General features: G+C 63.2%; 25 protein-coding genes and 2 pseudogenes. 12 read left to right on the forward strand and 15 right to left on the reverse strand.

Annotated features, from left to right (window positions below; translation table 11 throughout):
- Window positions 1-42 precede the first annotated feature (42 nt).
- The 4 genes and pseudogenes from IFT75_RS04590 to gatC all read right to left on the reverse strand — a co-directional run bounded on the left by IFT75_RS04590 (window position 43) and on the right by gatC (window position 3,769).
- Window positions 43-413 (reverse strand): annotated as a pseudogene (locus tag IFT75_RS04590) (septal ring lytic transglycosylase RlpA family protein).
- Between the two features lie 143 nt (window positions 414-556).
- Window positions 557-2,002: an Asp-tRNA(Asn)/Glu-tRNA(Gln) amidotransferase subunit GatB gene (gene gatB, locus IFT75_RS04595; protein WP_185794057.1), complete on the reverse strand. Its 1,446-nt coding sequence runs from the start codon at window positions 2,000-2,002 to the stop codon at window positions 557-559.
- Between the two features lie 11 nt (window positions 2,003-2,013).
- On the reverse strand, window positions 2,014-3,465 hold the full coding sequence (gatA, locus tag IFT75_RS04600; RefSeq protein WP_192053576.1) for an Asp-tRNA(Asn)/Glu-tRNA(Gln) amidotransferase subunit GatA: 1,452 nt from the start codon (window positions 3,463-3,465) through the stop codon (window positions 2,014-2,016).
- A gap of 16 nt (window positions 3,466-3,481) precedes the next feature.
- Entirely contained in the window at window positions 3,482-3,769 is a 288-nt protein-coding gene (gene gatC / locus IFT75_RS04605) for an Asp-tRNA(Asn)/Glu-tRNA(Gln) amidotransferase subunit GatC (RefSeq protein WP_122479517.1), read from the reverse strand.
- 205 nt (window positions 3,770-3,974) lie between these two features.
- Between gatC and mreB the strand changes: the two genes are divergently transcribed.
- The 7 genes from mreB to tldD all read left to right on the forward strand — a co-directional run bounded on the left by mreB (window position 3,975) and on the right by tldD (window position 14,522).
- Window positions 3,975-5,012 (forward strand): rod shape-determining protein MreB, encoded by a 1,038-nt coding sequence (mreB, locus tag IFT75_RS04610; RefSeq protein ID WP_008371426.1) that lies wholly within the window; start codon window positions 3,975-3,977, stop codon window positions 5,010-5,012.
- A gap of 166 nt (window positions 5,013-5,178) precedes the next feature.
- Window positions 5,179-6,252 (forward strand): rod shape-determining protein MreC, encoded by a 1,074-nt coding sequence (gene mreC / locus IFT75_RS04615; RefSeq protein WP_199864051.1) that lies wholly within the window; start codon window positions 5,179-5,181, stop codon window positions 6,250-6,252.
- Window positions 6,252-6,740, forward strand: coding sequence for a rod shape-determining protein MreD (gene mreD / locus IFT75_RS04620; protein ID WP_192053578.1), 489 nt, complete (start codon window positions 6,252-6,254; stop codon window positions 6,738-6,740). Before mreC ends, mreD begins: the two co-directional genes overlap by 1 nt.
- 34 nt (window positions 6,741-6,774) lie before the next feature.
- Window positions 6,775-7,362 (forward strand): Maf family protein, encoded by a 588-nt coding sequence (locus tag IFT75_RS04625; RefSeq protein WP_122479514.1) that lies wholly within the window; start codon window positions 6,775-6,777, stop codon window positions 7,360-7,362.
- 61 nt (window positions 7,363-7,423) lie between these two features.
- Window positions 7,424-8,881, forward strand: a complete 1,458-nt coding sequence (rng, locus tag IFT75_RS04630; protein WP_192053581.1) for a ribonuclease G — start codon at window positions 7,424-7,426, stop codon at window positions 8,879-8,881.
- 94 nt (window positions 8,882-8,975) lie between these two features.
- Window positions 8,976-12,791, forward strand: a complete 3,816-nt coding sequence (locus tag IFT75_RS04635) for a YhdP family protein (RefSeq protein WP_192053582.1) — start codon at window positions 8,976-8,978, stop codon at window positions 12,789-12,791.
- Window positions 12,792-13,079: 288 nt separating this feature from the next.
- Window positions 13,080-14,522, forward strand: coding sequence for a metalloprotease TldD (gene tldD / locus IFT75_RS04640; RefSeq protein WP_122479511.1), 1,443 nt, complete (start codon window positions 13,080-13,082; stop codon window positions 14,520-14,522).
- A 41-nt stretch (window positions 14,523-14,563) separates the two neighbouring features.
- Here the strand turns inward: tldD and yjgA are convergent, their stop codons facing one another.
- Window positions 14,564-15,085 carry a ribosome biogenesis factor YjgA gene (gene yjgA, locus IFT75_RS04645; RefSeq protein WP_192053584.1) on the reverse strand — a complete coding sequence of 174 codons (522 nt, stop codon included), beginning with the start codon at window positions 15,083-15,085 and terminating at the stop codon, window positions 14,564-14,566.
- Window positions 15,086-15,192: 107 nt separating this feature from the next.
- Between yjgA and pmbA the strand changes: the two genes are divergently transcribed.
- The 5 genes and pseudogenes from pmbA to IFT75_RS04670 all read left to right on the forward strand — a co-directional run bounded on the left by pmbA (window position 15,193) and on the right by IFT75_RS04670 (window position 18,874).
- Window positions 15,193-16,539, forward strand: coding sequence for a metalloprotease PmbA (gene pmbA / locus IFT75_RS04650; RefSeq protein ID WP_185794052.1), 1,347 nt, complete (start codon window positions 15,193-15,195; stop codon window positions 16,537-16,539).
- Between the two features lie 114 nt (window positions 16,540-16,653).
- Window positions 16,654-16,870 (forward strand): annotated as a pseudogene (aspA, locus tag IFT75_RS04655) (aspartate ammonia-lyase); the annotation flags it as partial.
- A 33-nt stretch (window positions 16,871-16,903) separates the two neighbouring features.
- Window positions 16,904-17,356, forward strand: coding sequence for a hypothetical protein (locus tag IFT75_RS04660; RefSeq protein WP_122479507.1), 453 nt, complete (start codon window positions 16,904-16,906; stop codon window positions 17,354-17,356).
- Between the two features lie 2 nt (window positions 17,357-17,358).
- The gene (locus IFT75_RS04665) at window positions 17,359-17,970 is read left to right on the forward strand and encodes a superoxide dismutase (RefSeq protein ID WP_192053586.1); all 612 of its coding nucleotides are present in this window, start codon (window positions 17,359-17,361) and stop codon (window positions 17,968-17,970) included.
- A 10-nt stretch (window positions 17,971-17,980) separates the two neighbouring features.
- Window positions 17,981-18,874: a ZIP family metal transporter gene (locus tag IFT75_RS04670; protein WP_122479505.1), complete on the forward strand. Its 894-nt coding sequence runs from the start codon at window positions 17,981-17,983 to the stop codon at window positions 18,872-18,874.
- A 77-nt stretch (window positions 18,875-18,951) separates the two neighbouring features.
- On the opposite strand, the gene IFT75_RS04675 is transcribed toward IFT75_RS04670, so the two are convergent.
- From IFT75_RS04675 to IFT75_RS04720, 10 genes are all read right to left on the reverse strand, one after another.
- The gene (locus IFT75_RS04675) at window positions 18,952-19,224 is read right to left on the reverse strand and encodes an HPr family phosphocarrier protein (RefSeq protein WP_122479504.1); all 273 of its coding nucleotides are present in this window, start codon (window positions 19,222-19,224) and stop codon (window positions 18,952-18,954) included.
- 16 nt (window positions 19,225-19,240) lie between these two features.
- A complete protein-coding gene (gene rapZ, locus IFT75_RS04680; RefSeq protein WP_122479503.1) occupies window positions 19,241-20,098 on the reverse strand; it encodes an RNase adapter RapZ in 858 nt (285 codons plus the stop codon).
- Between the two features lie 2 nt (window positions 20,099-20,100).
- A complete protein-coding gene (ptsN, locus tag IFT75_RS04685) occupies window positions 20,101-20,565 on the reverse strand; it encodes a PTS IIA-like nitrogen regulatory protein PtsN (protein WP_122479502.1) in 465 nt (154 codons plus the stop codon).
- 12 nt (window positions 20,566-20,577) lie between these two features.
- On the reverse strand, window positions 20,578-20,886 hold the full coding sequence (gene hpf, locus IFT75_RS04690) for a ribosome hibernation-promoting factor, HPF/YfiA family (protein WP_049860579.1): 309 nt from the start codon (window positions 20,884-20,886) through the stop codon (window positions 20,578-20,580).
- A gap of 78 nt (window positions 20,887-20,964) precedes the next feature.
- Entirely contained in the window at window positions 20,965-22,458 is a 1,494-nt protein-coding gene (locus tag IFT75_RS04695; protein WP_192053588.1) for an RNA polymerase factor sigma-54, read from the reverse strand.
- Window positions 22,459-22,621: 163 nt separating this feature from the next.
- A complete protein-coding gene (lptB, locus tag IFT75_RS04700; protein WP_043186715.1) occupies window positions 22,622-23,347 on the reverse strand; it encodes an LPS export ABC transporter ATP-binding protein in 726 nt (241 codons plus the stop codon).
- The gene (lptA, locus tag IFT75_RS04705) at window positions 23,347-23,892 is read right to left on the reverse strand and encodes a lipopolysaccharide transport periplasmic protein LptA (protein ID WP_043186718.1); all 546 of its coding nucleotides are present in this window, start codon (window positions 23,890-23,892) and stop codon (window positions 23,347-23,349) included. The genes lptB and lptA overlap by 1 nt, the downstream gene beginning before the upstream one ends.
- Window positions 23,879-24,451 (reverse strand): LPS export ABC transporter periplasmic protein LptC, encoded by a 573-nt coding sequence (lptC, locus tag IFT75_RS04710; protein WP_185794047.1) that lies wholly within the window; start codon window positions 24,449-24,451, stop codon window positions 23,879-23,881. Before lptC ends, lptA begins: the two co-directional genes overlap by 14 nt.
- A gap of 8 nt (window positions 24,452-24,459) precedes the next feature.
- Window positions 24,460-24,996, reverse strand: a complete 537-nt coding sequence (locus IFT75_RS04715; RefSeq protein WP_192053946.1) for a KdsC family phosphatase — start codon at window positions 24,994-24,996, stop codon at window positions 24,460-24,462.
- 17 nt (window positions 24,997-25,013) lie between these two features.
- Entirely contained in the window at window positions 25,014-25,988 is a 975-nt protein-coding gene (locus tag IFT75_RS04720; RefSeq protein WP_122479499.1) for a KpsF/GutQ family sugar-phosphate isomerase, read from the reverse strand.
- Between the last annotated feature and the right edge of the window lie 198 nt (window positions 25,989-26,186).

Raw genomic sequence — 26,186 nt, forward strand, 5'->3', positions numbered from 1 at the left:
GCCGGGCAGGGTGGCAAGATCGGGGATAACGGTGGCTCCAGGTCAGTCTTGCAAGGTCTGCACGCGCACTCTGGCCGTGCCGCTGCGCAGCATGCCCAATTCTTCGGCAGCGCCTTTTGACACATCGATCAGGCGCCCGCGCGAGTGTGGGCCGCGATCGTTGATCCGCACCACTACATTGCGCTTGTTGGACAGATTGGTCACCACTACCCGGGTACCGAATGGAAGCTGGCGGTGGGCAGCGGTGAGACCGTGTGATCGAAGCGTTCGCCATTGGCGGTGCGAGCACCGTGATGGCGTGCGCCGTAGTAGGAAGCGACCCCCTCGCGGTTGTAGCCGCGCGGGTCGATGAGGTCGTTCTGGCCGGCGCAGCCCGCCAGCACGGCAATTGCACCGACACAGCACACACGCAGCGCCTGTAGCAGCGGCGCAAACCGCGTCGGCGGTATACGCGGTCCGTTTGCTTCACCGCGTTGAAGCCGGACGCGGCTCGCGCCGCTGCTACAACTGCGCCGGACGCGGCTCGCGCCGCTGCTACAGAAAAGGCGTCGGCGCATCAACCGGCCAGCTTGCTCTTGAGCAGCTCGTTGACCTGCTGCGGATTGGCCTTGCCCTTCGAGGCTTTCATTGCCTGGCCGACGAAGAAGCCGAACATCTTGCCGCGCTTGGCTTCGTCTGCCGCGCGGTACTGTTCGACCTGCTCGGCATTGGCAGCCAGCACTTCGTCGAGCACCTTCTCGATTGCCCCGCTGTCGGTGACCTGTTTCAGGCCACGCGCCTCGATGATCTGGTCCGCATCGCCTTCACCGTTGGCCATGGCTTCGAAAACCATCTTGGCGATCTTGCCGGAGATGGTGTTGTCCTTGATGCGCTGCAGCATGCCACCCAGTTGTGCGGCGCTGACCGGCGAATCCTCGATTTCCACCCCCTGCTTGTTCAACAGGCTGCCCAGCTCGACCATGACCCAGTTGGCGGCAAGCTTGGCATCGGCGCAGCTGGCCACCACCTGCTCGAAGAAGTCCGCCTGCTCACGGCTCGAAGCGAGGACGCTGGCATCGTAGGCAGACAAGCCGAACTCGTTCTTGAAGCGCTCGCGCTTGGCGGGCGGCAACTCGGGCAGGGTGGCCCGGGTGGTTTCCAGGAACGAATCCTCGATCACCACCGGCAGCAGATCGGGGTCGGGGAAGTAACGGTAGTCGTTGGCTTCCTCCTTGCTGCGCATGGCGCGTGTCTCGTCCTTGTTCGGATCGTACAGGCGGGTCTGCTGGATGACCTTGCCACCGTCTTCGATCAGTTCGATCTGGCGTGCGATCTCGCTGTTGATGGCGCGCTCGATGAAGCGGAACGAGTTGACGTTCTTGATCTCGCAGCGGGTGCCGAACTCGACCTGGCCCTTGGGCCGGATCGACACGTTGCAGTCACAGCGCAACGAGCCTTCGGCCATGTTGCCGTCACAGATGCCCAGGTAGCGGACCAGCGAATGCATAGCCTTGACGTAGGCCACGGCTTCCTTGGCACTGCGCATGTCGGGCTCGGAAACGATTTCCAGCAGCGGTGTGCCGGCACGGTTGAGGTCGATGCCGGTGCTGCCGCTGAAGTCCTCGTGCAGGCTCTTGCCGGCGTCTTCTTCCAGGTGCGCGCGTGTCACGCCGATACGCTTGACCGTGCCGTCTTCCAAGGTGATGTCCAGGTGGCCCTTGCCGACGATCGGCAGCTCCATCTGGCTGATCTGATAGCCTTTGGGCAGGTCGGGATAGAAGTAGTTCTTGCGCGCGAACACGTTGTGCTGGCCGATTTCGGCGTCGATTGCCAGGCCGAACATCACGGCCATGCGCACGGCTTCCTGGTTCAGCACCGGCAGTACGCCGGGCATGCCCAGGTCGACCAGGCTGGCCTGGGTGTTCGGCTCGGAGCCGAAGGTGGTGGAGCTGCCGGAGAAAATCTTCGACTGGGTGGCGAGCTGGGTATGAATCTCCAGCCCGATCACGACTTCCCATTGCATGATGTTTCTCCTTAGAAGCCTTCAGGCGCGCGAGTGTGCCAGTCGGTGACTTGCTGGTACTGGTGCGCCGCATTGAGCAGGCGGCCTTCCTGGAAATAGGGGGCCAGCAGCTGCACGCCGACCGGCAGGCCATCGACGAAACCGGCCGGCATAGACAGGCCCGGCAGGCCGGCCAGGTTGGCGGTGATCGTGTAGATGTCTTCGAGGTAGGCAGCAACCGGGTCGGCATTCTTGGCGCCCAGCTTCCAGGCCGGGTTCGGCGTGGTCGGGCTGAGGATCATGTCGACCTCTTCGAAGGCGGCCATGAAATCGTTCTTGATCAAGCGGCGGATCTTCTGCGCCTGCAGGTAATAGGCGTCGTAGTAGCCCGCCGAAAGTGCATAGGCCCCGACCATGATGCGGCGCTGTACTTCCGGGCCGAAGCCTTCGGCGCGTGAACGCTTGTACAGGTCGGTGAGATCCTTGGGGTGTTCGCAGCGATAGCCGAAGCGTACGCCGTCGAAGCGCGACAGGTTCGAAGAGGCCTCGGCCGGCGCGATCACATAGTAGGCGGCAATTGCCTGCTGCATGTTCGGCAGGCTGATGTCCTTGATGGTTGCGCCCAGCTTCTGCAGTTGCTCGATGCTGGCGTGAATCAGGTCGGCGATGCGCGGATCGAGGCCGGCACCGAAGTATTCCTTCGGTACGCCGATGCGCAGGCCTTGCAGCGAGCCGCCCAGGGTGGCGCTGTAGTCGGGCACGGGCTCATCGATGCTGGTGGAGTCCTGCGGGTCGAAGCCCGCCATGCCTTGCAGCAACAGGGCGCAGTCCTCGGCGTTGCGCGCCAGCACCCCGGCCTGGTCGAGGCTGGAAGCGTAGGCGATCATGCCCCAGCGAGACACGCGGCCGTAGGTCGGCTTGATGCCAGTGAGGTTGGTGAAGGCGGCCGGTTGACGGATCGAACCGCCGGTGTCGGTACCTGTTGCCACCGGCAACAAGCGCGCCGCCACGGCCGCCGCCGAGCCACCCGAGGAGCCGCCGGGCACGTGGGCCAGGTTCCAGGGATTCTTCACCGGGCCGTAGTGGCTGTTCTCGTTGGCCGAACCCATGGCGAATTCGTCCATGTTCAGCTTGCCCAAGGTCACCGCGCCCGCTGCATTGAGCCTGGCCACCACGGTGGCGTCATAGGGCGCCTGGAAGTTGTCGAGCATCCTCGACCCGCAACTGGTGCGGATGCCCTGGGTGCAGAACAGGTCCTTGTGGGCCAGCGGCGCGCCCAGCAGGGCGCCGCCCTCGCCATTGGCTCGGCGCGCATCGGCGGCCTGCGCCTGGGCGAGGGCGTGCTCGGGGGTGACGGTGATGAAGCTGTTGAGCTGCGGGTCCAGCTCGGCGATACGCGCCAGCAGGGTCCGGGTCAGTTCTTCGGCAGAAAATTTCTTGTCGGCGAGTCCGCGGGCGATCTCGGCCAGTGTCAGTTGATGCATGGCAGGCTCTTTCCCTTTACTCGATGACTTTCGGAACCAGATACAGGCCGTTCTCGACCGCCGGTGCGATGGCCTGGTAAGCCTCGCGCTGGTTGCGTTCGGTCACCTGGTCGGCGCGCAGCCGCTGGCTGGCTTCCAGTGGGTGGGCCAGGGGTTCGATGCCGCTGGTGTCGACCGCTTGCATCTGGTCGACGAGGCCCAGAATGCTGTTCAGTGCTTCGATGGTGCGTGGCATATCGGCTTCATTCAGGCCCAGGCGGGCCAGGTGAGCGATTTTTTCCACGTCGCAGCGTTCAAGCGCCATGGGGATCTCCAGTGGAAAATGAAATACGGCAAAGCCGTGGTTTTGGGGAACACTATCGCACTTCTGTGGTCATATGGCCGCGATCGAGTGCAGGCGTGCCCGGAAAAATAGCCAATTTAACATATTGGCGCCTTGCCCAAAATCCCCGCCGTTGTTAGAGTTTGCCGCACTTTTTTACCCACGCGTTGCCTAGGGTCCTTTTCCCATGTTCAAGAAACTGCGTGGCATGTTTTCCAGCGATCTTTCCATTGACCTGGGCACTGCCAACACCCTTATTTACGTGCGTGAGCGCGGTATTGTCCTGAATGAGCCATCAGTTGTGGCCATTCGGACCCACGGTAATCAGAAAAGTGTCGTTGCGGTCGGTACCGAAGCCAAGCGCATGCTCGGCCGTACTCCCGGCAACATCGCCGCCATTCGTCCGATGAAGGACGGCGTGATCGCCGACTTCAGCGTCTGCGAAAAGATGCTGCAATATTTCATCAACAAGGTGCACGAGAACAGCTTCCTGCAGCCCAGCCCGCGCGTGCTGATCTGCGTGCCTTGCAAATCCACCCAGGTGGAACGCCGTGCCATCCGTGAATCGGCGCTGGGCGCCGGTGCCCGCGAAGTGTTCCTGATCGAAGAGCCCATGGCGGCCGCCATCGGCGCCGGCCTGCCGGTCGAGGAAGCCCGCGGTTCGATGGTCGTCGACATCGGCGGTGGTACCACCGAAATCGCCCTGATCTCGCTCAATGGCGTGGTCTATGCCGAATCCGTGCGTGTGGGCGGCGACCGCTTCGACGAAGCCATCGTCACCTACGTGCGTCGCAACTACGGCAGCCTGATCGGCGAATCCACCGCCGAACGCATCAAGCAGGAAATCGGCACCGCCTACCCAGGCGGCGAAGTGCGTGAAGTCGACGTGCGTGGCCGCAACCTGGCCGAAGGCGTTCCACGCGCCTTCACCTTGAATTCCAACGAAGTGCTCGAAGCCCTGCAGGAGTCGCTCGCGACCATCGTGCAGGCCGTCAAGAGCGCGCTGGAACAGTCGCCTCCCGAGCTGGCGTCGGACATCGCCGAGCGCGGCCTGGTGCTGACTGGCGGTGGCGCGCTGCTGCGCGACCTCGACAAGCTGCTGGCCCAGGAAACCGGCCTGCCGGTGATCGTCGCCGAAGACCCGCTGACGTGCGTGGCTCGGGGTGGCGGTCGCGCCCTGGAAATGATGGACAAGCACACCATGGATCTGCTCTCCAGCGAATAACTTCGCGGGAAAGATTCCTGGGGTCGTTTACAGGTAGCGTCTTCGATGCTACCTGTATGCGTCCTGTACTTTCGATCCGGGCCGGTTTGCTGTCACATGAATGACCACATGAACATTTGCCTGGGAGGGGCGGCCTATTAAACCGCTTTTCACCAAGGGCCCCTCACTGGGCGTGCGCCTGTTGGTGCTGGTCGTGCTGTCGGTCGCGCTGATGGTCGTCGACGCGCGCTTCACCCTGCTCAAGCCCGTGCGCAGCGAAATGTCGCTGGTGCTGATGCGTGCCTATTGGGTCACCGACCTGCCGCAGCGCCTGTACGAAGGCGTTGCCAGCCAGTTCGGCAGCCGCACCGAGCTGCTGGCCGAAAACGAGAAACTCAAGACCGAAGGCCTGTTGCTGCAAGGGCGCCTGCAGAAGCTGGCGGCGCTGACCGAGCAGAACGTGCGCCTGCGCGAGTTGCTCAATTCTTCGGCGCTGGTGAACGAAAAGGTCGAGGTTGCCGAGCTGATCGGCATGGACCCGAACCCGTTCACCCATCGCATCCTGATCAACAAGGGCGAGCGCGATGGCGTGGTACTCGGCCAGCCGGTGCTCGACGCGCGTGGCCTTATGGGGCAGGTGGTCGAATTGATGCCCTACACCTCGCGTGTGCTGCTGCTCACCGACACCACCCACAGCATTCCAGTGCAGGTCAACCGCAACGGGCTGCGCGCCATCGCCAGCGGCACGGGCAATCCCGAGCGGCTCGAGCTGCGCCACGTGGCCGACACCGCCGACATCAAGGAAGGCGACCTGCTGGTCAGCTCTGGCTTGGGCCAGCGATTCCCGGCGGGTTACCCGGTGGCCACGGTCAAGGAAGTCATCCACGACTCCGGTCAACCCTTCGCCATCGTCCGCGCCGTGCCGACCGCCGCCCTGAACCGCAGCCGCTATCTGCTGCTGGTGTTCAGCGACAGTCGCTCGCCGGAGCAGCGGGCTACAGAAGCTGCGCAGGCGCAAGAGGCGGCCGACCGCCAGGGTGCCGCGCCACAGGACGGCACCCCGGCGACGCCGGTCCCTGCAGCAACCTCCGCGCCAGCCACTGCTGCGCCCGCTGCGGCACCGGCAACGCCTGCCCACACCACGACGCCGGCAGCCACCACGCCGGCGCGTGCCAGCTCGGCCCCGGCCGCCACCCCTGAGCGCACCCCGCCGGCGACACCTTCGCGCTCTGCGCCGGCCACCACACGGGAGAGGCAATAATGGTTGGTACGCGCTCGCGCAATGGCTGGGTGATCTGGCTGAGCTTCGTCGTCGGTCTGCTGCTGTGCGTGTCGCCCATGCCGCAGTTCATGGAAGTGTTGCGGCCGCTGTGGCTGGCCCTGCTGCTGGCCTACTGGACGCTCTCGGTGCCACACAAGGTGGGCATGACCACCGCCTGGATCCTCGGCCTGGCGCAAGACGTGCTGTTCGGCACCCTGCTTGGGCAGAACGCACTCATCCTCAGCCTCATCACCTTCCTTATCCTGTCCCTGGCCCAGCGCATGCGCATCTTTCCGATGTGGCAGCAGAGCCTGGTCATCCTCGTGGTCTTCGGTCTGGCGCAGCTGGTGCAGCTGTGGCTGAGCGCGTTGACCGGCAACCGCCAACCTACCCTGGCCCTGCTGTTGCCTGCCTTGATGAGCGCCTTGCTCTGGCCGTGGGTCAGCTACCTGCTGCGTGGCTTGCGCAAGCGCCTGGGCATCAACTGACGGGCCCGCGCGGCCCGACGCGGAGACGCCTTGCATGCCTACCCTGTACCTGGCTTCCAGCTCGCCCAGGCGTCGTGAACTGCTGACGCAGATCGGCGTACCCTTCACCGTGATCAACGCCGCCATCGACGAAACACCCAGGCCCGGCGAAGAAAGCCATGCATACGTGCAGCGCATGGCCGAAGAAAAGGCCCGCGCCGGCTGGCAGTCGCGGTCGCAGCCGGGGGCCGCTCACGTGCTGGGCGCGGACACTGCAGTGATCGCGCAAGGACGCATTCTCGGCAAGCCGCGCGACCAAGCCGATGCCCTGGCAATGCTGGCCCTGTTATCCGGCAGCACCCATGAAGTGCTCACCGCCGCGGCGCTGTTCGATGGCACGCAGATGGACATCGGCACGGCCTCGGCGCGGGTCACGTTTCGCCCGATAGACGAAGCCGAAGCCCGTGCCTACTGGGCCAGCGGCGAACCGGTGGACAAGGCAGGGGGCTACGGCATCCAGGGTCTGGGCGCAATATTCGTAGAAAAGCTCGAAGGCAGTTATTCTGCCGTCGTCGGCCTGGGTTTGTACGAAACCGCGGCGCTGCTGCAACGCAATGGCATCGCCTGCTGGCAAGTGTCCTGAAGAGGGCCGGCCGGGAGCGCCATCGCCATTACAATAAAGACACCAGGAACGAGACCCAGCCATGAGCGAAGAGATTCTGATCAACATCACGCCGATGGAATCGCGCGTGGCCGTGGTGGAAAACGGTGTCCTGCAAGAGGTCCACGTCGAGCGCACCCAGCGGCGCGGGATCGTCGGCAATATCTATAAAGGCAAGGTGGTGCGCGTGCTGCCCGGCATGCAGGCCGCCTTCATCGACATCGGCCTGGACCGCGCCGCGTTCATCCATGCTTCGGAAATCTCCCTGCGCGAAGGCTCGACCCTGGAAACCATCAGCGCGCTGGTCCATGAGGGGCAGAGCCTGGTGGTACAGGTCACCAAGGACCCGATCGGCTCCAAAGGCGCGCGCCTGACCACCCAGCTGTCGATTCCCTCACGCTACCTGGTATACATGCCGCGCACCCGGCACGTCGGCATTTCCCTGAAGATCGAGGATGAAGGCGAGCGTGAACGCTTGAAGAAGGTGGTGGCAGACTGCGTCGAGAAAGAGGGTATCCAGGAGGTTGGCGGGTTCATCCTGCGCACCGCCGCCGAGGGGGCGGGCGCCGAGGAAATCCTCATGGACATCCGCTACCTGCGCCGGCTGTGGGACCAGATCAACGTGCAGATCCAGACCGTCGGGGCGCCGACCGAGATCTACGAGGACCTGGACCTGGCGCTGCGTACCCTGCGCGATCTGGTCAACCCGAAGATCGAGAAGATCCGCATCGACTCGCGGGAGACCTTCCAGAAGACCACGCAGTTCGTGGCCGAATTGATGCCCGAAATTGCCGACCGCTTGGAGCACTACCCGGGCGAGCGGCCCATTTTCGATCTGTACGGTGTGGAAGACGAGATCCAGCGGGCGCTGGACCGCAAGGTGCCACTCAAGTCCGGCGGCTATCTGGTGGTCGATCCGGCCGAGGCGATGACCACCATCGACGTCAACACCGGGGCCTTCGTCGGCCACCGCAACCTCGAAGAGACCATCTTCAAGACCAACCTGGAAGCGGCCACCGCCATTGCCCGGCAGCTGCGTCTGCGCAACATCGGCGGAATCATCATCATCGACTTCATCGACATGGAAGATGAAGAACACCAGCGCCAGGTTCTGCGTACCCTGGAGAAGCAGCTCGAACGCGATCACGCCAAGACCAACATCATCGGCATCACCGAGCTGGGCCTGGTGCAGATGACCCGCAAGCGCACTCGCGAAAGCCTTGAACAGGTCCTGTGCGAGCCCTGCATCTGTTGCCAGGGCCGCGGCAAGCTGAAAACCCCGGAAACGGTGTGCTACGAGATTTTCCGCGAGATCCTGCGCGAGGCGCGGGCCTATCAGGCCGTGGGCTACCGCGTGCTGGCCAATCAAAAAGTGGTCGACCGGCTGCTCGATGAAGAATCAGGCAACGTGGCCGAACTGGAAGCCTTCATCGGACGAACCATTCGCTTCCAGGTCGAGTCCATGTATTCCCAGGAACAATATGATGTGGTGCTGCTCTGAAACGGCCAGTGAAACGATTTTCCAGTCTTCAGGCTTCCAGTCTTCAAGCTTCGGGCTTTCAGGCTGACGCGGCCTGTGGCGGGAGCATGCCTGCATGGTCCGCTTGAATGCCGTGCTCGCTGGCCTGACGCGTTGGGCGCTGACGCTGTGTGCGGTGCTGCTGGTGTTGCTGGCGCTGTACGTCAGCCTGGGCCGGCAGCTGGTGCCCCTGGTGGCCGAATACGACGCGCAGATCGAGGCACGTGCCAGCGAAGCGCTGGGCATGCCGGTGCGCATCGGCAGCCTGGAAGGGCGCTGGAGCCGTCTGGCACCGATACTGCTGGTTCACGATGTGCAAGTGGGCGAGGGCAGCAATGCGCTGCGCCTGGATCGAGTCAGGGTGGTGCCGGACCTGTGGGGCAGCCTGTTGGCGCGGTCGGTGCGCATTGCCCATCTCGAACTGGGCGGCGTACAGCTCAGCGCCGTCGAGGATGCTGCCGGCAAGTGGTCGATCAAGGGGCTGCCGCAGCAGCAGGACCAGGCCTTCGACATGCAGCGCACGCTGCAGCAGATGCAACAGGTCGGGCGGCTGTCGGTGCTCGACAGCCAACTGACCCTGCAACCGTTCGAGCACGACCCGCTGACCTTGACCTATGTGGGTCTGAGCCTGCGCACCAGCGAAGAGCGGCAGCGCCTGGATCTGCGCCTGCACTTGCCTGACGGCCAGCCGCTGGCGCTGAACGTGGAGGCACAGGTGCGCGCCGAACGATGGCGCCAGGGCCGTGCCCAGATCTATCTGAACCTGCCGCAAAGCGACTGGGCGCAATGGTTGCCGAGCCGCTACACCCAAGCCTGGAAACTCGAACAGTTCAAGGCGGGCGGCGAGTTCTGGCTGGACTGGGCGGATGCCAACGTCCAGCGAGCGGTGGTCAAGCTCGATGTGCCGACGTTCAAAGGTGCCCGCGCCGAGCACAAGCCCTACGCCATCGCCGATCTCAAGCTGCAGGCCTGGGCGCAACGCAGCGCCGAAGGCTTCGACCTGAACCTGGGCACCTTGGCCATGACCCTGGATGGCAAGCCCTGGCAGACCCACGTGGCGCTGCAGCAGCGCGCCGCGACGCCCGCGGCCGAGGAGCAGTGGCGCATCCAGGCCGATCGTCTCGACCTGACACCGATCACGCCGTTGCTGGACGCGCTGGTGCCCCTGCCCAAGCAGGTGGCAGCCATCGCCAACGGCCTGAACCTCACCGGTGTGCTGCGCAACGTCTCGCTCGACATCCGCCCCAAGGCCACCGGGGCCGAGCGCCTGAGCTACGCGGCCAACCTCGAGAACGTCGGCTTCGACGCCTATTCCGGCGCCCCGGCGGCGGACAATGTCAGCGGTAGCCTGATCGGCGATATCGGCCAGGGCGAGCTGCGCCTGGACAGTGAAAAGTTCATGCTGCACCTGAGCCCTATCTTCGAAAAGCCCTGGCATTACCTCAAGGCCAACGCTCGTCTGAATTTCAAGCTCGATGAACACGCGTTCACCCTGATCGCGCCGGCCATCAAGGTCCTGGGCGAAGAGGGCAATATTGCCGCCGACTTTCTCATTCGCCTGCCGTTGCACCGCGAGGCCGAACCCTACATGGACCTGCGGGTCGGCCTGGTCGATGGTGATGGCGCCTACACCAGCAAATACCTGCCCAAGGTGCTCAGCCCGTCGATCGACCAGTGGCTGCGTACGGCAATCAAGCGCGGCGCGGTCGATCAGGGCTACTTCCAGTACCAGGGTTCGCTGGCCAGCGCGGCCGAGGCGCATTCGCGCAGTATCACGCTGTTCTTCAAGGTCCACGACGTGACGCTGGCGTTCCAGCCCGGTTGGCCGGAGGCACGCAAGGTCGCCGGCAATGTCTATGTCCAGGACGGTGACGTGCGTATCCTCGCCGATCGCGGGCAGATCCTCGACACCAAGGTCAGCGATGTTTCCGTCACTGTGCCCCACGTGCCGCTGGGCGAGGACAGCCACCTGTACGTGAAGGGCAACTTCGACGGTGGTCTGGCCGACGGTTTGAAGATCCTGCAGACCGCGCCCATCGGCACCGCCGATATCTTCGCCGGCTGGCAGGGTGAAGGCCCGCTCAAGGGCAGGCTCGACCTCGACATTCCACTGGTCAAAGGCCATGAGCCCAAAGTCGTGGTGGATTTCAGCACCCGCGCGGCGCGCCTGAAGATCAAGTCCCCGGAGCTTGCGCTCAGCCAGTTGGGCGGGACGTTTCGCTTCGACTTCGACAAGGGCCTGAGCGGCGAGGGCATCACTGCCCAGGCTTTCGATCAGCCGGTAACGGCGCAGATTTCTGCCGAAGGCAAGCCAGGCGCGCCGTTGACGCGCATCGTCGCGCACAGCCAGATCCCGGTGAAGCGCCTGGCTGACTGGTTGCAGGTCAAGCAGGCTGTACCGGCGTCCGGTGATATTGCCTACCAGTTGCAGCTCAAGCTGGGTGCCGACAGCCAGCTTCGCGTCGATTCCGACCTCAAGGGTGTCGACATCGATCTGCCCGCGCCCTTTGGCAAGACACGGGCTGTGGCGCGCCCGACAGTATTCGTGATGAACCTGCAGGGTCAGGAGCGCCGCTTCGACGTCACCTATGCCGATCTGGCCAGCTTTGCCTATGCAGCCGCGGCCAATGACCTGGCCAGGGGGCGGGGCGAGTTGCTGATCGGCTCTGGTATGCCGCAACTTCCCACCACGCAGGGGCTGCGGGTCCGCGGCGCGTTGCAGGCACTGGATCTGGAACCGTGGCAGCAGCAGGCCGAGCAGTACACCGGCGGTGATCCGAGCGGCGCTGCCAGCCAGCTCGTCAATGCGGTCGACCTGCAGATCGGCACGCTCAAGGGCTTCGGTCAGCAACTCGACCAGGCGCATGTGCAGCTCAACCGCAGCCCGAGTGCCTGGCACCTTGCCCTGGCCAGCCAACAGATCACCGGCAAGGTCGATGTGCCCGATGGCAAGGCGACCCCGATCAACGTCGACCTCGATACCGTGCGCCTGCCGCCGGTCGATCCGAACGTGGTCAAGGCCGACAACCCGGTGGAAGCGCCGGACCCTTTGGCCAATGTCGATCCGCGCAAGATACCGGCGGTCAATGTCAGGATCCGCCAGTTGTTGCAGGGCGAAGAGTTGATCGGCAGCTGGTCGTTGAAGCTGCGCCCAACTTCCAAGGGTGTCGCCCTCAACGATCTCGACCTGGGTCTCAAGGGCTTGATGCTGCACGGCGCGGGCACATGGGAAGGCGCGCCGGGAGCCTCCAGCACGTGGTTCCGCGGGCGCTTGCAAGGCAAGAACCTGGCCGATGTGCTGCAGGCGTGGAAATTTGCCCCGACCGTGACCAGTGAGTCGTTCCACCTCGACGCCGATGGTCGCTGGCCGGGGTCGCCGGCCTGGGTCGGGCTCAAGCGTTTTTCCGGCAACCTGGACGCTACTTTGCGTGATGGCCAGTTCGTCGAGGTCGAGGGCGGCGCCCAGGCTCTGCGCGTGTTCGGCCTGCTCAACTTCAATGCCATCGGCCGTCGCCTGCGCCTGGATTTCTCCGATGTGCTGGGCAAGGGTTTGAGCTACGATCGAGTCAAAGGCCTGCTGGTGGCCAGCGAAGGGGTCTATGTGACGCGTACCCCGATCACCCTGCGCGGTCCCACTACCGACATCGATCTGGACGGTACCCTGGACATGGTCCGCGACGGCGTCAACGCCAAGGTGCAGGTTGCCCTGCCGATCACCAACAGCCTGCCGCTGGCGGCGGTTCTGGTCGGCGCGCCGGTGGTGGGTGGCGCCTTGTTCGTGGTGAACAAGCTGCTGGGCGACCGCGTGGCGCGCTTCGCCAGTGTGCAGTACCGCATCGAGGGTTCCTGGAAGGATCCGCAGATGACCCTGGTCAAGCCCTTCGGCGGCTGAGGGCGCGGTGGCCGTCGCCCGGTATCGGACTGTCGGCGGGGCTCCGGTATTGAAAAAGTGTCCGGGCGGACGCATGTATTGAGCATCCGTCACCGACACCCGAATTGCGCGGGCCGCTTCCGGCCACCCGCGCGCAGTCATTTGCGCAGGACGCCACGCGTCCTGCGAGCACTTTCCCACGCAGCACGCGAAGCGTCCTGCGAGCTTTTTCTACGCAGTACGTCGAGCGTCCTGCGAACACTTTCCCACGCAGTACGCGAAGCGTCCTGCGAACAGCGCGGAGTAAATATGAGCCAGATGTTATCCACCGTCAGCGAACACCTGCTGGCACCCGGCGGCCTCACGCTGGACAGCCTGCAGTCGGTGTTGGGCGAGTTGGCCGGCCCCGGTATAGACGCCGCCGACCTGTATTTCCAGGGTCAGATTTCCGAGTCCTGGGCGCTGGAAGACGGCATCGTCAAGGAAGGCAGCTTCAACCTCGATCAGGGCGTGGGCGTGCGCGCCCAGTCCGGTGAGAAGACCGGGTTCGCCTACAGCAACGCCATCACTCAGGACGCCCTGGTGCAGGCCGCACGTGCGGCCCGCTCGATTTCCCGCGCCGGCCAGAACGGCCGCGTGCAGGCGTTCAGCAGTCCTGTGGTAAGCCAGTTGTACGGTCCTGACAACCCACTGGAGGTCCTGACCCGCGCCGAGAAAGTCGACCTGCTCAAGCGTGTCGACGCCGCCACCCGCGCGCTGGACCCGCGTATCCAGCAAGTCACCGTCAGCATGGCCGGTGTCTGGGAAAGAATTCTCGTCGCTGCAGCCGATGGCAGCCTGGCCGCCGACGTGCGTCCGCTGGTGCGCTTCAACGTCAGTGTCATCGTCGAGCACAATGGGCGTCGCGAGCGCGGTGGCCACGGTGGCGGTGGCCGCACCGATTACCGTTACTTCCTGGCCGAAGACCGTGCCATGGGCTACGCCCGCGAAGCGCTGCGCCAGGCGCTGGTCAACGTCGAGGCGGTGGCGGCGCCGGCCGGTACCATGCCGGTGGTGATGGGTGCGGGCTGGTCCGGCGTGCTCCTGCACGAAGCGGTCGGGCACGGCCTGGAAGGCGATTTCAACCGCAAGGGCAGCTCGGCCTACAGCGGCCGCGTGGGCGAGAAGGTCGCCTCCAGCCTGTGCACCATCGTCGACGATGGCACCCTGGCCGGGCGTCGCGGTTCACTGAGCGTCGATGACGAAGGCACGCCTACGCAGTGCACCACCCTGATCGAAAACGGCGTGCTCAAGGGCTACATGCAGGACAAGCTCAATGCGCGTCTGATGGGCGTGGCCGCCACAGGCAACGGTCGTCGCGAATCCTATGCGCACCTGCCCATGCCGCGGATGACCAATACCTACATGCTGGCGGGCGAAAGCGACCCGGCCGAAATCATCGCCTCGGTGAAGAAGGGCATCTATTGCGCCAACCTGGGTGGCGGGCAGGTGGATATCACCAGCGGCAAGTTCGTCTTCTCGACCAGCGAAGCCTACCTTATCGAAGACGGCAAGATCACCACGCCGGTCAAGGGCGCTACGCTGATCGGCAACGGTCCGGAGGCAATGAGCAGGGTTTCCATGGTCGGCAACGACCTGTCGCTCGACAGCGGTGTGGGTACCTGCGGCAAGGATGGGCAGTCGCTGCCCGTGGGCGTAGGCCAGCCGACCTTGAAGATTGATGCGATCACCGTGGGCGGTACCGGCGCCTGAAGCGGATGACAGGCAGGCCGGGCGGCCTGCCTTCAGGCGTCTCAGCGCAAGCCGCGTTGAGTTTCGTCCAGCTCCCGGATGTACTTGAAGATCTTGCGCGTAGTGGCAGGCGGTTTGTTGTGCGCCGTCTCGTGCTGGGCCTGGCGAACCAGGTTGCGCAGATGCTGACGATCGGTTTCCGGGTAGTCGGCGAAAAACGCTTCCAGCACCTGGTCCGGGCCGGCTACCAGCCGATCACGCCAACGCTCCAGGTTGTGAAAGCGCTCGTTGTATTGCCGGGTGGAGGCGTCCACTTGGTCGAGCAGCACCAGAATGGCGTCGATGTCCTGGTCGCGCATCAGTTTGCCGATGAACTGGATGTGGCGTTTGCGCGCGATGTTCGCCGTGTGCTTGGAGGCATCGGCCAACGCCCGGCGCAGGCCATCGGTCAAGGGCAGGCGATTGAGCATGTCCGGCTTGAGCGTGATAAGGCGCTCGCCCAGATCGGTCAGCGCATGCAGCTCGCGTTTGACCTGAGTTTTGCTTTTTCCCTCATCGAGGGAGTCGTCGTAAGAATCAACCATGGGGGCCGTCCGCAAATAAACGCCGCCATGATAACCAGTCGGGGGCCGCTTGTCTGGCCCGGCCGTAGATCGGCCCGCCCCGAACCCGAATTTGATTGGAGAACACCATGAACGCACCCCAGAGCGTCGGCCCGCAGGCATTGCCAGTCCTGCAGGAGCAAGTGCAGCAGATCATCGATGAAGCCAAGCGTCAGGGGGCCAGCGCCTGTGAGGTGGCCGTGTCGCTGGAGCAGGGCTTGTCCACATCGGTGCGCCAGCGCGAAGTCGAGACCGTCGAATTCAACCGCGACCAGGGTTTCGGCATCACCCTGTACGTCGGCCAGCGCAAGGGCTCGGCCAGCACCTCGGCGAGCGGTCCGCAGGCCATTCGCGAAACCGTCGCTGCAGCCCTGGCGATCGCCAAGCACACCTCCGAGGATGAAAGCTCGGGCCTGGCCGACGCCGCTCTGATGGCCCGCGAGCAGCCCGATTTCGACCTTTACCACGCCTGGGACATCACGCCCGAGCAGGCCATCGAGAAAGCCCTGGCCTGCGAAGCCGCAGCCTTCGACGCCGAGCCCTTGATCAAGAACGCCGACGGCACCACGCTCAACACTCACCAGGGCTGCCGCGTGTATGGCAACAGCCACGGCTTCATCGGTGGCTATGCATCGACGCGACACAGCTTGAGCTGCGTGATGATCGCCGAAGCCAACGGGCAGATGCAGCGCGATTATTGGTACGACGTAAGTCGCCAGGGCGAGTTGCTGGCCGATGCCGCTTCCATCGGTCAGCGCGCCGCGCAACGCGCTGCCGCCCGCCTTGGCGCACGGCCGGTGCCGACGTGCGAGGTGCCGGTATTGTTTTCGGCCGAATTGGCCGGGGGGCTGTTCGGAAATTTCCTCGCGGCGATCTCCGGTGGCAACCTGTACCGCAAATCCTCGTTCCTGGAAGGGGCCATGGGCCAGCGGCTGTTCCCCGAGTGGCTGACACTGGACGAGCGTCCGCACCTGATGCGCGCCATGGGCAGCGCGGCATTCGACGGCGACGGCCTGGCAACCTACGCCAAGCCGTTCGTAGAGAATGGCGAGCTGGTGTCCTATGTGTTGAGTACCTATTCGGGCCGCAAACTCGGCTTGCCCAGTACGGCCAACTCCGGTGGCGTGCACAACCTGTTCGTAACCCATGGCGACGAAGACCAGAAAGCGCTGCTGCGCCGCATGGGCCGCGGCTTGCTGGTGACCGAACTGATGGGCCATGGCCTGAACATGGTGACCGGCGACTACTCGCGCGGAGCAGCCGGGTTCTGGGTCGAGAATGGCGAGATCCAGTTTCCGGTCCAGGAAGTGACCATCGCCGGCAACATGCGTGACATGTTCAAGCAGATCGTCGCCGTGGGCAACGATCTGGAACTGCGCAGCAACATCCGCACCGGCTCGGTGCTGATCGAGCGCATGACGGTCGCCGGGAGCTGATCCCGTTGCCCGGCCCTTCAGGTCGGGCAATCTGTGCTGCGATGCTTGTTTTGATTCTCAATATCAATCAATAATAAAACTCATTATCGCTGATGAGTGTCGATCATGCTCGGCAAGTTGAACGAGGCCAGGGTGAAGGGCGCTGGCCCGCCACCCGATCGAGGTGGCCGCGGCCAACCCGATCATCGGATATCGGCAAGCTGTCCAGATTGCCGAGCTAGCCTACAGGGAAGGTCGGCCGATGATTGATGTGGCGCTGGAACACATGGACGTGCGTCGCGAACAGCTCGGCGACGTGCTCGACCCGGAAAAGCTCACCGCTGGCGGTATCGGACCGCTGGGCAACCGCTGGGAGACATCCGCCATGCAGCACTGGAAACGAATCACGGAGACGGCCAACGCCAGCTTTGTCCGGGGCGAGCTGATCGAGGCGCGCGAGCATTACCTGCAGGCCCTGGCATGGGCCCAGGTGCTGTTCGAGCGCTGGGCGGATGTCGACGAAGCAGTGGCCGCATGCGTCATCTCCCACCACAACCTTGCCGACCTGCACCTGCAGTTGCATCAACCCGAAGAAAGCGCAGAGTACCTGTGCGCCATTCATGAACGCCTGTTGCACGCCGCCCAGGATTCCAGACTGCAGCCTGCGCTGCGCGATGCGGCCCTGCGCCATGCCAGCAAGACCTACGCCGAACTGCTCGGCTTCACTCGCCAGCATGGCGAATACCCCCGTACCCACCGGTTGCTGTGTGGTGCCGCCGACACCGACGTTGCGCCAGTCGTCACGCAACCCGATAACCTTCACTACGGAGTTCACTGAAAATGCCTTATACCTTGCCTGCCTTGTCGTATGCCTACGATGCCCTGGAGCCGCACATCGATGCTGCGACCATGGAAATCCACCACACCAAGCACCACCAGACCTACATTACCAACGTCAATGCCGCCATCGAGGGTACCGAATACGCCGAGTGGCCCGTTGAAAAGTTGGTCGCCTCGGTCAAGCAGCTGCCGGAAAACCTGCGCGGCGCCGTCACCAACCACGGTGGTGGCCATGCCAACCACAGCCTGTTCTGGGAAGTCATGTCGCCCAACGGCGGCGGCCAGCCGCAGGGCGGCGTGGCTCAGGCCATCGAAACCGAGCTGGGTGGGTTCGATGCCTTCAAGGAAGCGTTCACCAAAGCCGCGCTGAGCCGCTTCGGCAGTGGCTGGGCCTGGCTCAGCGTCACCCCGGAAAAGAAGCTGGTGGTGGAGAGCAGCGGCAACCAGGACAGCCCATTGATGAATGGCAACACGCCGATTCTGGGCCTGGACGTCTGGGAGCACGCCTACTACCTCAAGTACCAGAACCGTCGGCCTGAATACATCAACGCGTTCTACAACGTGGTCGACTGGGCCAACGTCGAGAAGCGCTACCAAGCCGCCGTGAACTGAGCCCCGCGCCATGGGATCGCAGGCCTTCGCGCTGGTCAGTGTTCGTCGCTTTCGCCTGGCGCTGGGCACGTTGCTGTTATTGGCAGGCGCGGCCCTGCTGGTAGGCGAGCTGCTGGCCTGGCTCGACCTCGAGCCGCGCATCCTGCGCGCGCTCGAAGGCGGGGCCATCTGCGCCCTGGGCACGGCTCTGGGCGCGGTTCCCGTACTGGTCATCCGCAGCATGCCAGTCGCCGTGGCTGATACATTGCTGGGCTTCGGCGCGGGCGTGATGCTGGCGGCCACTGCGTTCTCGCTGATCATTCCCGGCCTGGATGCGGCAGCGGCCATCGGTTTCTCACGCTGGGGCGCTGGTGGCCTGATGAGCCTGGGCATCATGTCCGGAGCGTTCTGCCTGTATCTGGTGGACCGGAGGGTTTCCGGAGTCACACCGGACTATCTGGTGGGCAGCACGCAGCAGCCTGTGATCCCTGCACGTATCTGGATCTTCGTGATCGCCATCATCGCTCACAACATCCCGGAGGGCATGGCCATCGGCGTGTCGGCTGGCGGCGGCATGCACGATGCCGACAGCCTGGCGATGGGCATTGCCCTGCAGGACGTCCCCGAGGGCCTGGTGATTGCGCTGGTACTGGCAGGTGCGGGAATGGCGCGCTACAAAGCTTTCCTGATTGGCGCCGCGTCTGGCCTGGTCGAGCCGGTATTCGCCGTGCTCTGTGCCTGGTTGGTGCGAATGGGTGAGCTGTTGCTGCCCTTGGGCCTGGCCTTCGCGGCCGGCGCGATGCTGCTGGTAGTGACCCACGAGATCATTCCCGAGTCACGCAGCAATGGTCATCACAAGTTGGCGAGCCTGGGCCTGTGTGTAGGGTTCTGCCTGATGATGGTCATGGACACTGCGCTGTCTTGACCCCTGAACCCAGAACCTGACGTAGCGCAGTACTCGACTGCCGCTACCGGGTTCTGCTTCTCGGCCGTTGGCTGGCTTTACTCGCCTTCGTCGAACTTGTCGTTGATCAGTTTGACGATGGCATCGAGCGCCTGCTGATCCTGCTCGCCTTCGGTGTGCAGGTGGATGGTGGTGCCTTTTCCGGCTGCCAACATCATTACACCCATGATGCTCTTGCCGTCGACCAAAGCTTCCGGCGTACGGCCAACACGTACCTGGCAGGGAAAGCGTCCCGCCACGCCGACGAATTTCGCTGCGGCGCGGGCGTGCAGGCCGAGCTTGTTGATGATTTCTACTTGGAGGGCGGGCATTGCGCGGGGGATCCTTTCAACTGAGGTCGCGATGGCGAACCTGGACGTTCTTGAGCGACTGCTGCAGCAATCGGCCCAGGCGCTCGGTCAAGTATACCGAGCGATGATGCCCGCCTGTACAGCCGATGGCGATGGTGACATAGGCACGGCTGCTGGCAGCGAAGCGCGGCAGCCATTTGAGCAGGTAGGAGGAGATGTCCTGATACATCTCTTCGACGTCCGGCTGGGCCGCCAGGTATTCGGCGACCGGGGCGTCGAGCCCGGACTGTTCTCGCAGCTCCGGCTTCCAGTAGGGGTTGGGCAGGCAGCGCACGTCGAACACAAGGTCGGCGTCTATGGGCATGCCGCGCTTGAACCCGAATGACTCCACTAGAAAGGCCGTACCAGGCTCTGGCTTGTTCAGCAGCCGGACCTTGATGGCATCGCGCAGCTGATAGAGGTTCAGGTTGGTCGTGTTGATCTTGAGGTCGGCCAGATCGACGATGGGCCCGAGCAGGTCGCTCTCGACGCGAATGGCCTCGGCCAGCGAGCGGCTCTCGTTGCTCAGTGGGTGGCGGCGACGGGTCTCGGAAAAACGCTTGAGCAGTGTTTCTTCGTCGGCGTCCAGGTACAGAACATCGCAGTTGATGTGCTTGGCCCGTACTTCGGCCAGCAGTTGGGGAAAACGTGATAAATGGCTGGGCAGGTTGCGCGCATCGATCGACACCGCTACCTGCGGCTGTGCCAGCTCGGTGTGGATCAGGGCACGCTCTGCCAGTTCGGGCAGCAAGCCGGCCGGCAGGTTGTCGATGCAATAGAAACCGTTGTCTTCGAGAACATCCAGGGCAGTGCTCTTGCCTGAGCCTGAGCGGCCACTGACGATGATCAAACGCATGGTTAATGACCGCTCTGTTCGTCCAGTACCACTTGGTACAAGGCTTGATTGCTGGGTGCCGAACGCAGTTTCTCACGCACTTCCTTGCGATCGAGCATGCTGGCGATCTGGCGGAGCAACTCCAGGTGGGCATCGGTGGCCGCTTCGGGTACCAGAAGCACGAACAGCAGGTCCACGGGAGCACCGTCGATGGCGTCGTAGTCGATTGGGGCGCTGAGGTGGATGAGGGCGCTGACGGGTGTATCGCACCCCTTCAGCCGACAATGCGGGATGGCAATGCCGTTGCCGAATCCGGTCGAGCCCAGTTTTTCACGGGCAACGAGCGCTTCGAATACCGTTTGGGTATCCAGCGTGGGCACTTCGCGACCGATCAGCTCGGCGATGTTTTCGAGTGCTTTCTTCTTGCTGCCGCCCGGCACGTTCACGCATGAACGGCCGGGGGTCAGGATGGTTTCTAGTCGGATCATGAGTGGGGAGTGTCAGCGAGCAGTCGCGCCTTGCAGCAGACTTTGCTGTTTTTCCTTATGCTTTTTGAGTTGGCGATCCAGCTTGTCGGTAAGCAGGTCGATGGCCGCGTACATGTCGTCATGTTCGGCGTTGGCAACCACCTCACCACCGGGTATGCGCAGGGTGGCTTCGATTTTCTGTTTGAGCTTCTCGACCTCCATGATCACCTGAACGTTGGTGATCTTGTCGAAATGACGTTCGAGCCGCTCGAGTTTTTCCCCGATGTAGGTTCGCAGGGGTTCGGTCACATCCAGTTGGTGTCCACTGATGTTGACTTGCATACCGCTTCTCCTTATTGCCATTGCATAAAGAAGCAGGCTTGGGTGCCTGCCACTGGAACGCTGTGGCACATCGCAGGGCTACATCAACCGCTTGCGTTCGCTGGACGGCGCAATCCCGAGGGATTCGCGATACTTGGCGACCGTTCGGCGGGCTACCTGGATGCCTTGTGCCTCCAGTAAACCAGCGATCTTGCTGTCACTCAACGGCTTTTTCTGATTTTCGGCCGCGACCAGTTTCTTGATGATCGCGCGGATCGCCGTGGAGGAGCATTCGCCACCTTCCGAGGTACTTACATGGCTCGAAAAAAAGTATTTCAGCTCGTATATGCCACGGGGTGTATGCATGTATTTCTGCGTGGTCACCCGTGAAATGGTCGATTCGTGCATGCCCACCGCCTCGGCGATGTCGTGCAGCACCAGAGGCTTCATGGCCTCGTCGCCATAGTCGAGGAAGCCGCGCTGATGCTCGACGATCTGCGTCGCCACCTTCATCAAGGTTTCGTTGCGGCTCTGCAGGCTCTTGATGAACCAGCGCGCTTCCTGCAGCTGGTTGCGCATGAAGGTGTTGTCGGCGCTGGTGTCGGCGCGCCGTACGAAACCGGCGTACTGCGGATTGACTCGCAGGCGTGGCACGGACTCCTGATTGAGCTCGACCAGCCAGCGGTCGCTGTCCTTGCGCACGATGACATCAGGCACGACGTATTCCGGCTCGCTGGATTCGATCTGCGAGCCGGGCCGCGGATTGAGGCTCTGCACCAGCTCGATGACCTGGCGCAGCTCGTCTTCCTTGAGCTTCATGCGGCGCATCAGCTGGCTGTAGTCGCGCGAGCCGAGCATGTCGATGAAGTCGCTGACCAGGCGCTGGGCTTCGGCCAGCCAACGGGTCTTGGGCGGCAGCTGGCGCAGCTGCAGCATCAGGCATTCGCTCAGGTTGCGGGCGCCAATGCCAGCGGGCTCGAACTGCTGGATGCGGTGCAGCACCGCTTCGATCTCATCCAGCTCGATGTCCAGTTCGGGATCGAAAGACTCGCAGATTTCCTGCAGCGTCTCGTCCAGGTAACCCTGGTTGTTGATGCAGTCGATGATGGTCACGGCGATCAGCCGATCGGTGTCGGACATGGGCGCCAGGTTCAGCTGCCACAACAGATGCGTCTGCAGGCTCTCGCCGACCGATGTGCGCGTGGTGAAGTCCCACTCGTCGTCATCGTTGCTCGGCAGGCTGCTGGCGCTGGTCTGGTAGATGTCTTCCCAGGCGGTGTCCACAGGCAGTTCGCTGGGGATGCGCTCGTTCCAGTCGCCTTCCTCGAGGTTGTCGACCGTAGGCGCGGATTCCTGGAAGCTCGGCTCCTGGATTTCCTGGGGCGGTGTCTGCTCGACCTTGTCGGCCAGCGGGTCGCTGTTGTCGAAGTCGTCGCCTTCTTCCTGGCGTTCGAGCATGGGATTGGATTCCAGCGCTTCCTGAATCTCCTGTTGGAGGTCCAGGGTCGATAGCTGGAGAAGGCGGATGGCCTGTTGCAACTGCGGTGTCATCGTCAGTTGCTGGCCCATACGTAGGACGAGCGATGGTTTCATGGCAGGAACTTAACACCTTGGTCGCCGGCGCGAAGCGCCTTCTACTACGGGTACCGAAGCACCCGGCTTATGTCGTAAGCAAATTATATGCCTGAAACCTGAGTGTTTGCCTAGGGCGCCATGAAAATTAATGCCCGTGGGAGGGCGCTGGCGCCCTCGGGCCTTACAAGCGGAACTCGTGGCCCAGGTAGACTTCGCGCACCAGATCGTTGGCCAGAATGGTCTGGGCATCGCCTTCGGCAATCAGCTGGCCGTCGTTGACGATGTAGGCCGTTTCGCAGATATCCAGGGTCTCGCGGACGTTGTGGTCGGTGATCAATACGCCGATGCCCTTGGTCTTGAGGTGGTGGATGATCTGCTTGATGTCGCCGACCGAAATCGGATCGACACCGGCGAAGGGTTCGTCGAGCAGGATGAACTTGGGTGCGGTGGCCAGGGCGCGGGCGATCTCCACGCGGCGACGTTCACCCCCCGAAAGGCTCATGCCCAGGTTGTCGCGGATGTGCGTGATGTGGAATTCCTGCAGCAGGCCTTCGAGTTCTGCAAGCCGAGCCGTGGCATCGAGTTCCTTGCGGGTTTCCAGAATGGCCATGATGTTGTCGGCCACCGACAGCTTGCGGAAGATCGAGGCCTCCTGCGGCAGGTAACCGATGCCGGAGCGGGCGCGGCCATGCATCGGCTGGTGACTGACGTCCAGGTCGTCGATGAGCACGCGGCCCTGATCGGCCTGCACCAGGCCGACGATCATGTAGAAACAGGTGGTCTTGCCGGCCCCGTTGGGGCCCAGCAGGCCGACGATCTGCCCGCTTTCGATGGACAGGCTGACGTCGCGTACGACTTGCCGGCTCTTGTAGCTCTTGGCCAGGTGCTGCGCTTTCAGAACTGCCATTACTGGGCCTTCTGCGGTGCGTCGGATTTCTTCTTCGGCTGGATCACCATGTCGATGCGCGGACGAGGCGTGGTGACCTTGCTGCCCGTGGCACGGCCGGCGTTGACCACCTGGCGCACGGTGTCGTAGACGATCTTCTCGCCTTCGGACGTGTTGCCGTCGTTGATGACCTTGGCCTTGTCGATCAGCACGATGCGGTTCTGCGCCGCGAAGTACTGGATGGTCATGCCGTAGGCCTGAACGATGGGCTTGTCGGCGGCGGGTTTCTGCTCGTAGTAGGCCAGGTTGCCGACAGCAGTGAACACGTCCACGTCGCCCGTGGCATTGCGGGTGATGGTCACGGTATTGCCGGTGATCTTCATCGACCCTTGGGTAATGATCACATTGCCCTTGTAGGTCGCCACACCCTGTTTGTCGTCGAGCTGGGCATCGTCGGACTGGATATGAATGGGCTGATCGCGGTCAGTGGGCAGTGCCCAGGCGCTCGCGCTTCCCAGTGCTGCGCTCAGGCTGAGCAAAAAGGGGAGGGTTTTAACGAGCCTCATACTGTCCTCTTACGTTGGACAGCAAGTTGATCTTGCTGTCATTCAGATACGCTTTCATGCCCTTGGCCGTCGACACGCCACCGGCGCCGTCGATTCTAACGTCTTGGTCGGTCTGCGCATATTGCTTCTGTGGGAAAACGGTCATGCGCGAGCTGGTGATCAGCGTAGCGCGGCTTTTCTGATCGGTACGCGCGATGCGCACCGAATCGATCAGCTCGACTTCGCTGCCATCGGGATTCACTTCGCCGCGATCGCTCGTCACGTGCCACGGATAGACGGTTCCGCGGTACAGCTGCATGTCGGGCTTGGTCAGCAAGGTGACCTGCGACGTCTTCACGTGCTCGACCTTGTCGGCAGTCATGTCGTACTGCACGCCGCCATCGGGCAGGTATTGCCGAGCCTTCGCGTTGATAGCGTAGTAATCGATCTGGGTTTCGTCGACGGCTGCCGTGGGCTGGTCGAGGAAGCGCTCCGGGCTGATGTCCCAGTAGCCGATGGCGGCGAACAGCAGCCCCAGCACACCCAGGATGACGATATTGCGGATTTTCTTGTTCAGCATGTCAGGCCCTACAAGTAGGCGGCGCGGGCCGCTTCGAGATTGCCTTGGGCATCGAGGATCAGCTCGCAGAACTCGCGTGCCGCCCCGAAGCCGCCACTGGCCTGGGTCACACCGTCGGCATGCTGGCGCACGAAGGCATTGGCATTGGCCACTGCCATGCCCAGGCCCACCCGGCGAATCACCGGCAGGTCAGGCAGGTCGTCGCCCAGGTAAGCCACGTGTTCATAGCTCAGGCCGAGTTCGGCGAGCAGTCCGTCGAGCACCACGAGTTTGTCTTCACGGCCCTGAAAGAGGTGGGCGATGCCCAGGTTTCTGGCACGCCGCTCCACCACCGGGCTCTTGCGACCGGTGATGATGGCCGTGGTCACGCCACTGTTGATGAGCATCTTGATGCCCTGACCATCCAGCGTGCTGAAGCTTTTGAACTCGCTGCCGTCTTCGAGGAAATACAGGCGGCCATCGGTCAGTACGCCGTCGACGTCGAATACGGCCAGCTTGATGGCCTTGCCTCGCTGCAGGAGGTCGTTGCTGCCAGTCTCGGGCATTGCACCATTCTCGGTCATTACATGACTCCCGCGCGCAGCAGGTCGCCAAGGTTGAAGGCGCCTACCGGACAGTCTTGATCGTCAACCACGATCAGTGAGTTGATCTTGTTGTCTTCCATGATCTTCAGCGCCTCGGCAGCCAGCATGTCGGCGCGAGCCGTCTTGCCGTGGGAAGTCATGACGTCTTCGATTCGAGTGCTGTGGACATCGATGGTGCGATCCAATGTGCGCCGCAGATCGCCGTCGGTGAAGATCCCGGCGAGGCGGCCATCGGCTTCCAGAATGGCGGTCATGCCCAGGCCCTTGCGGGTCATTTCCATCAGCGCATCGCGCAGCAGTGTACCGCGCGCCACCTGTGGCAGCGCAGTGCCGGTGTGCATCACGTGCTCCACCTTGAGCAGCAGGCGTCGGCCCAGTGCTCCGCCGGGATGGGAGAAGGCGAAGTCTTCGGCCGTGAAGCCGCGCGCCTCGAGCAGGGCAATGGCCAGCGCATCGCCCAGCACCAGGGTAGCGGTGGTGGAGGAGGTCGGCGCCAGGTTCAGCGGGCAGGCCTCCTGAGCGACGCGCGCGTCGAGATTGACCTCGGCAGCCTGGGCCAGGGGTGAGTCGGGGTTGCCGGTCATGCTGATCAGCGGAATGCCCATGCGTTTTATCAAAGGCAGCAAAGTGACGATCTCCGCTGTCGAACCGGAGTTGGACAGGGCCAGGATGATGTCCTGGCGGGTGATCATGCCCATGTCGCCATGGCTGGCCTCGGCAGGATGCACGAAAAACGCCGGGGTGCCGGTGCTGGCCAGGGTCGCGGCGATCTTGTTGCCGATATGGCCGGACTTGCCCATGCCCAGCACGATCACGCGGCCGTTGCTTTCGAGGATCAATTCGCAGGCGCGCACGAAATCGGCGTCGATGTGGGCAAGCAGGCCCTCTACCGCTTCGATTTCGAGACGTATGGTGCGGTGCGCGGATTGGATCAGGTCGCTGGTCTGGCTCATGGCGAAAATCGGTAGGCCCGGTGAAAAGGCGGCGATTATAGCGGGAATGGACGTGCGACTCACCTGCCTATTTCGCGGCCCCGGTAAATCGATGGTACGTTTCGCCAATGGATCAATCTTGGGCGGCACGTGTCTGCAATGCTATAGTTCGCCGCTTGTTCGGCCTGTCCGCGCCAAGTGTCTTCGGTCAGAAGATGA

Source organism: Pseudomonas sp. CFBP 8758 (assembly GCF_014841725.1).
Lineage (GTDB): Bacteria > Pseudomonadota > Gammaproteobacteria > Pseudomonadales > Pseudomonadaceae > Aquipseudomonas > Aquipseudomonas baltica.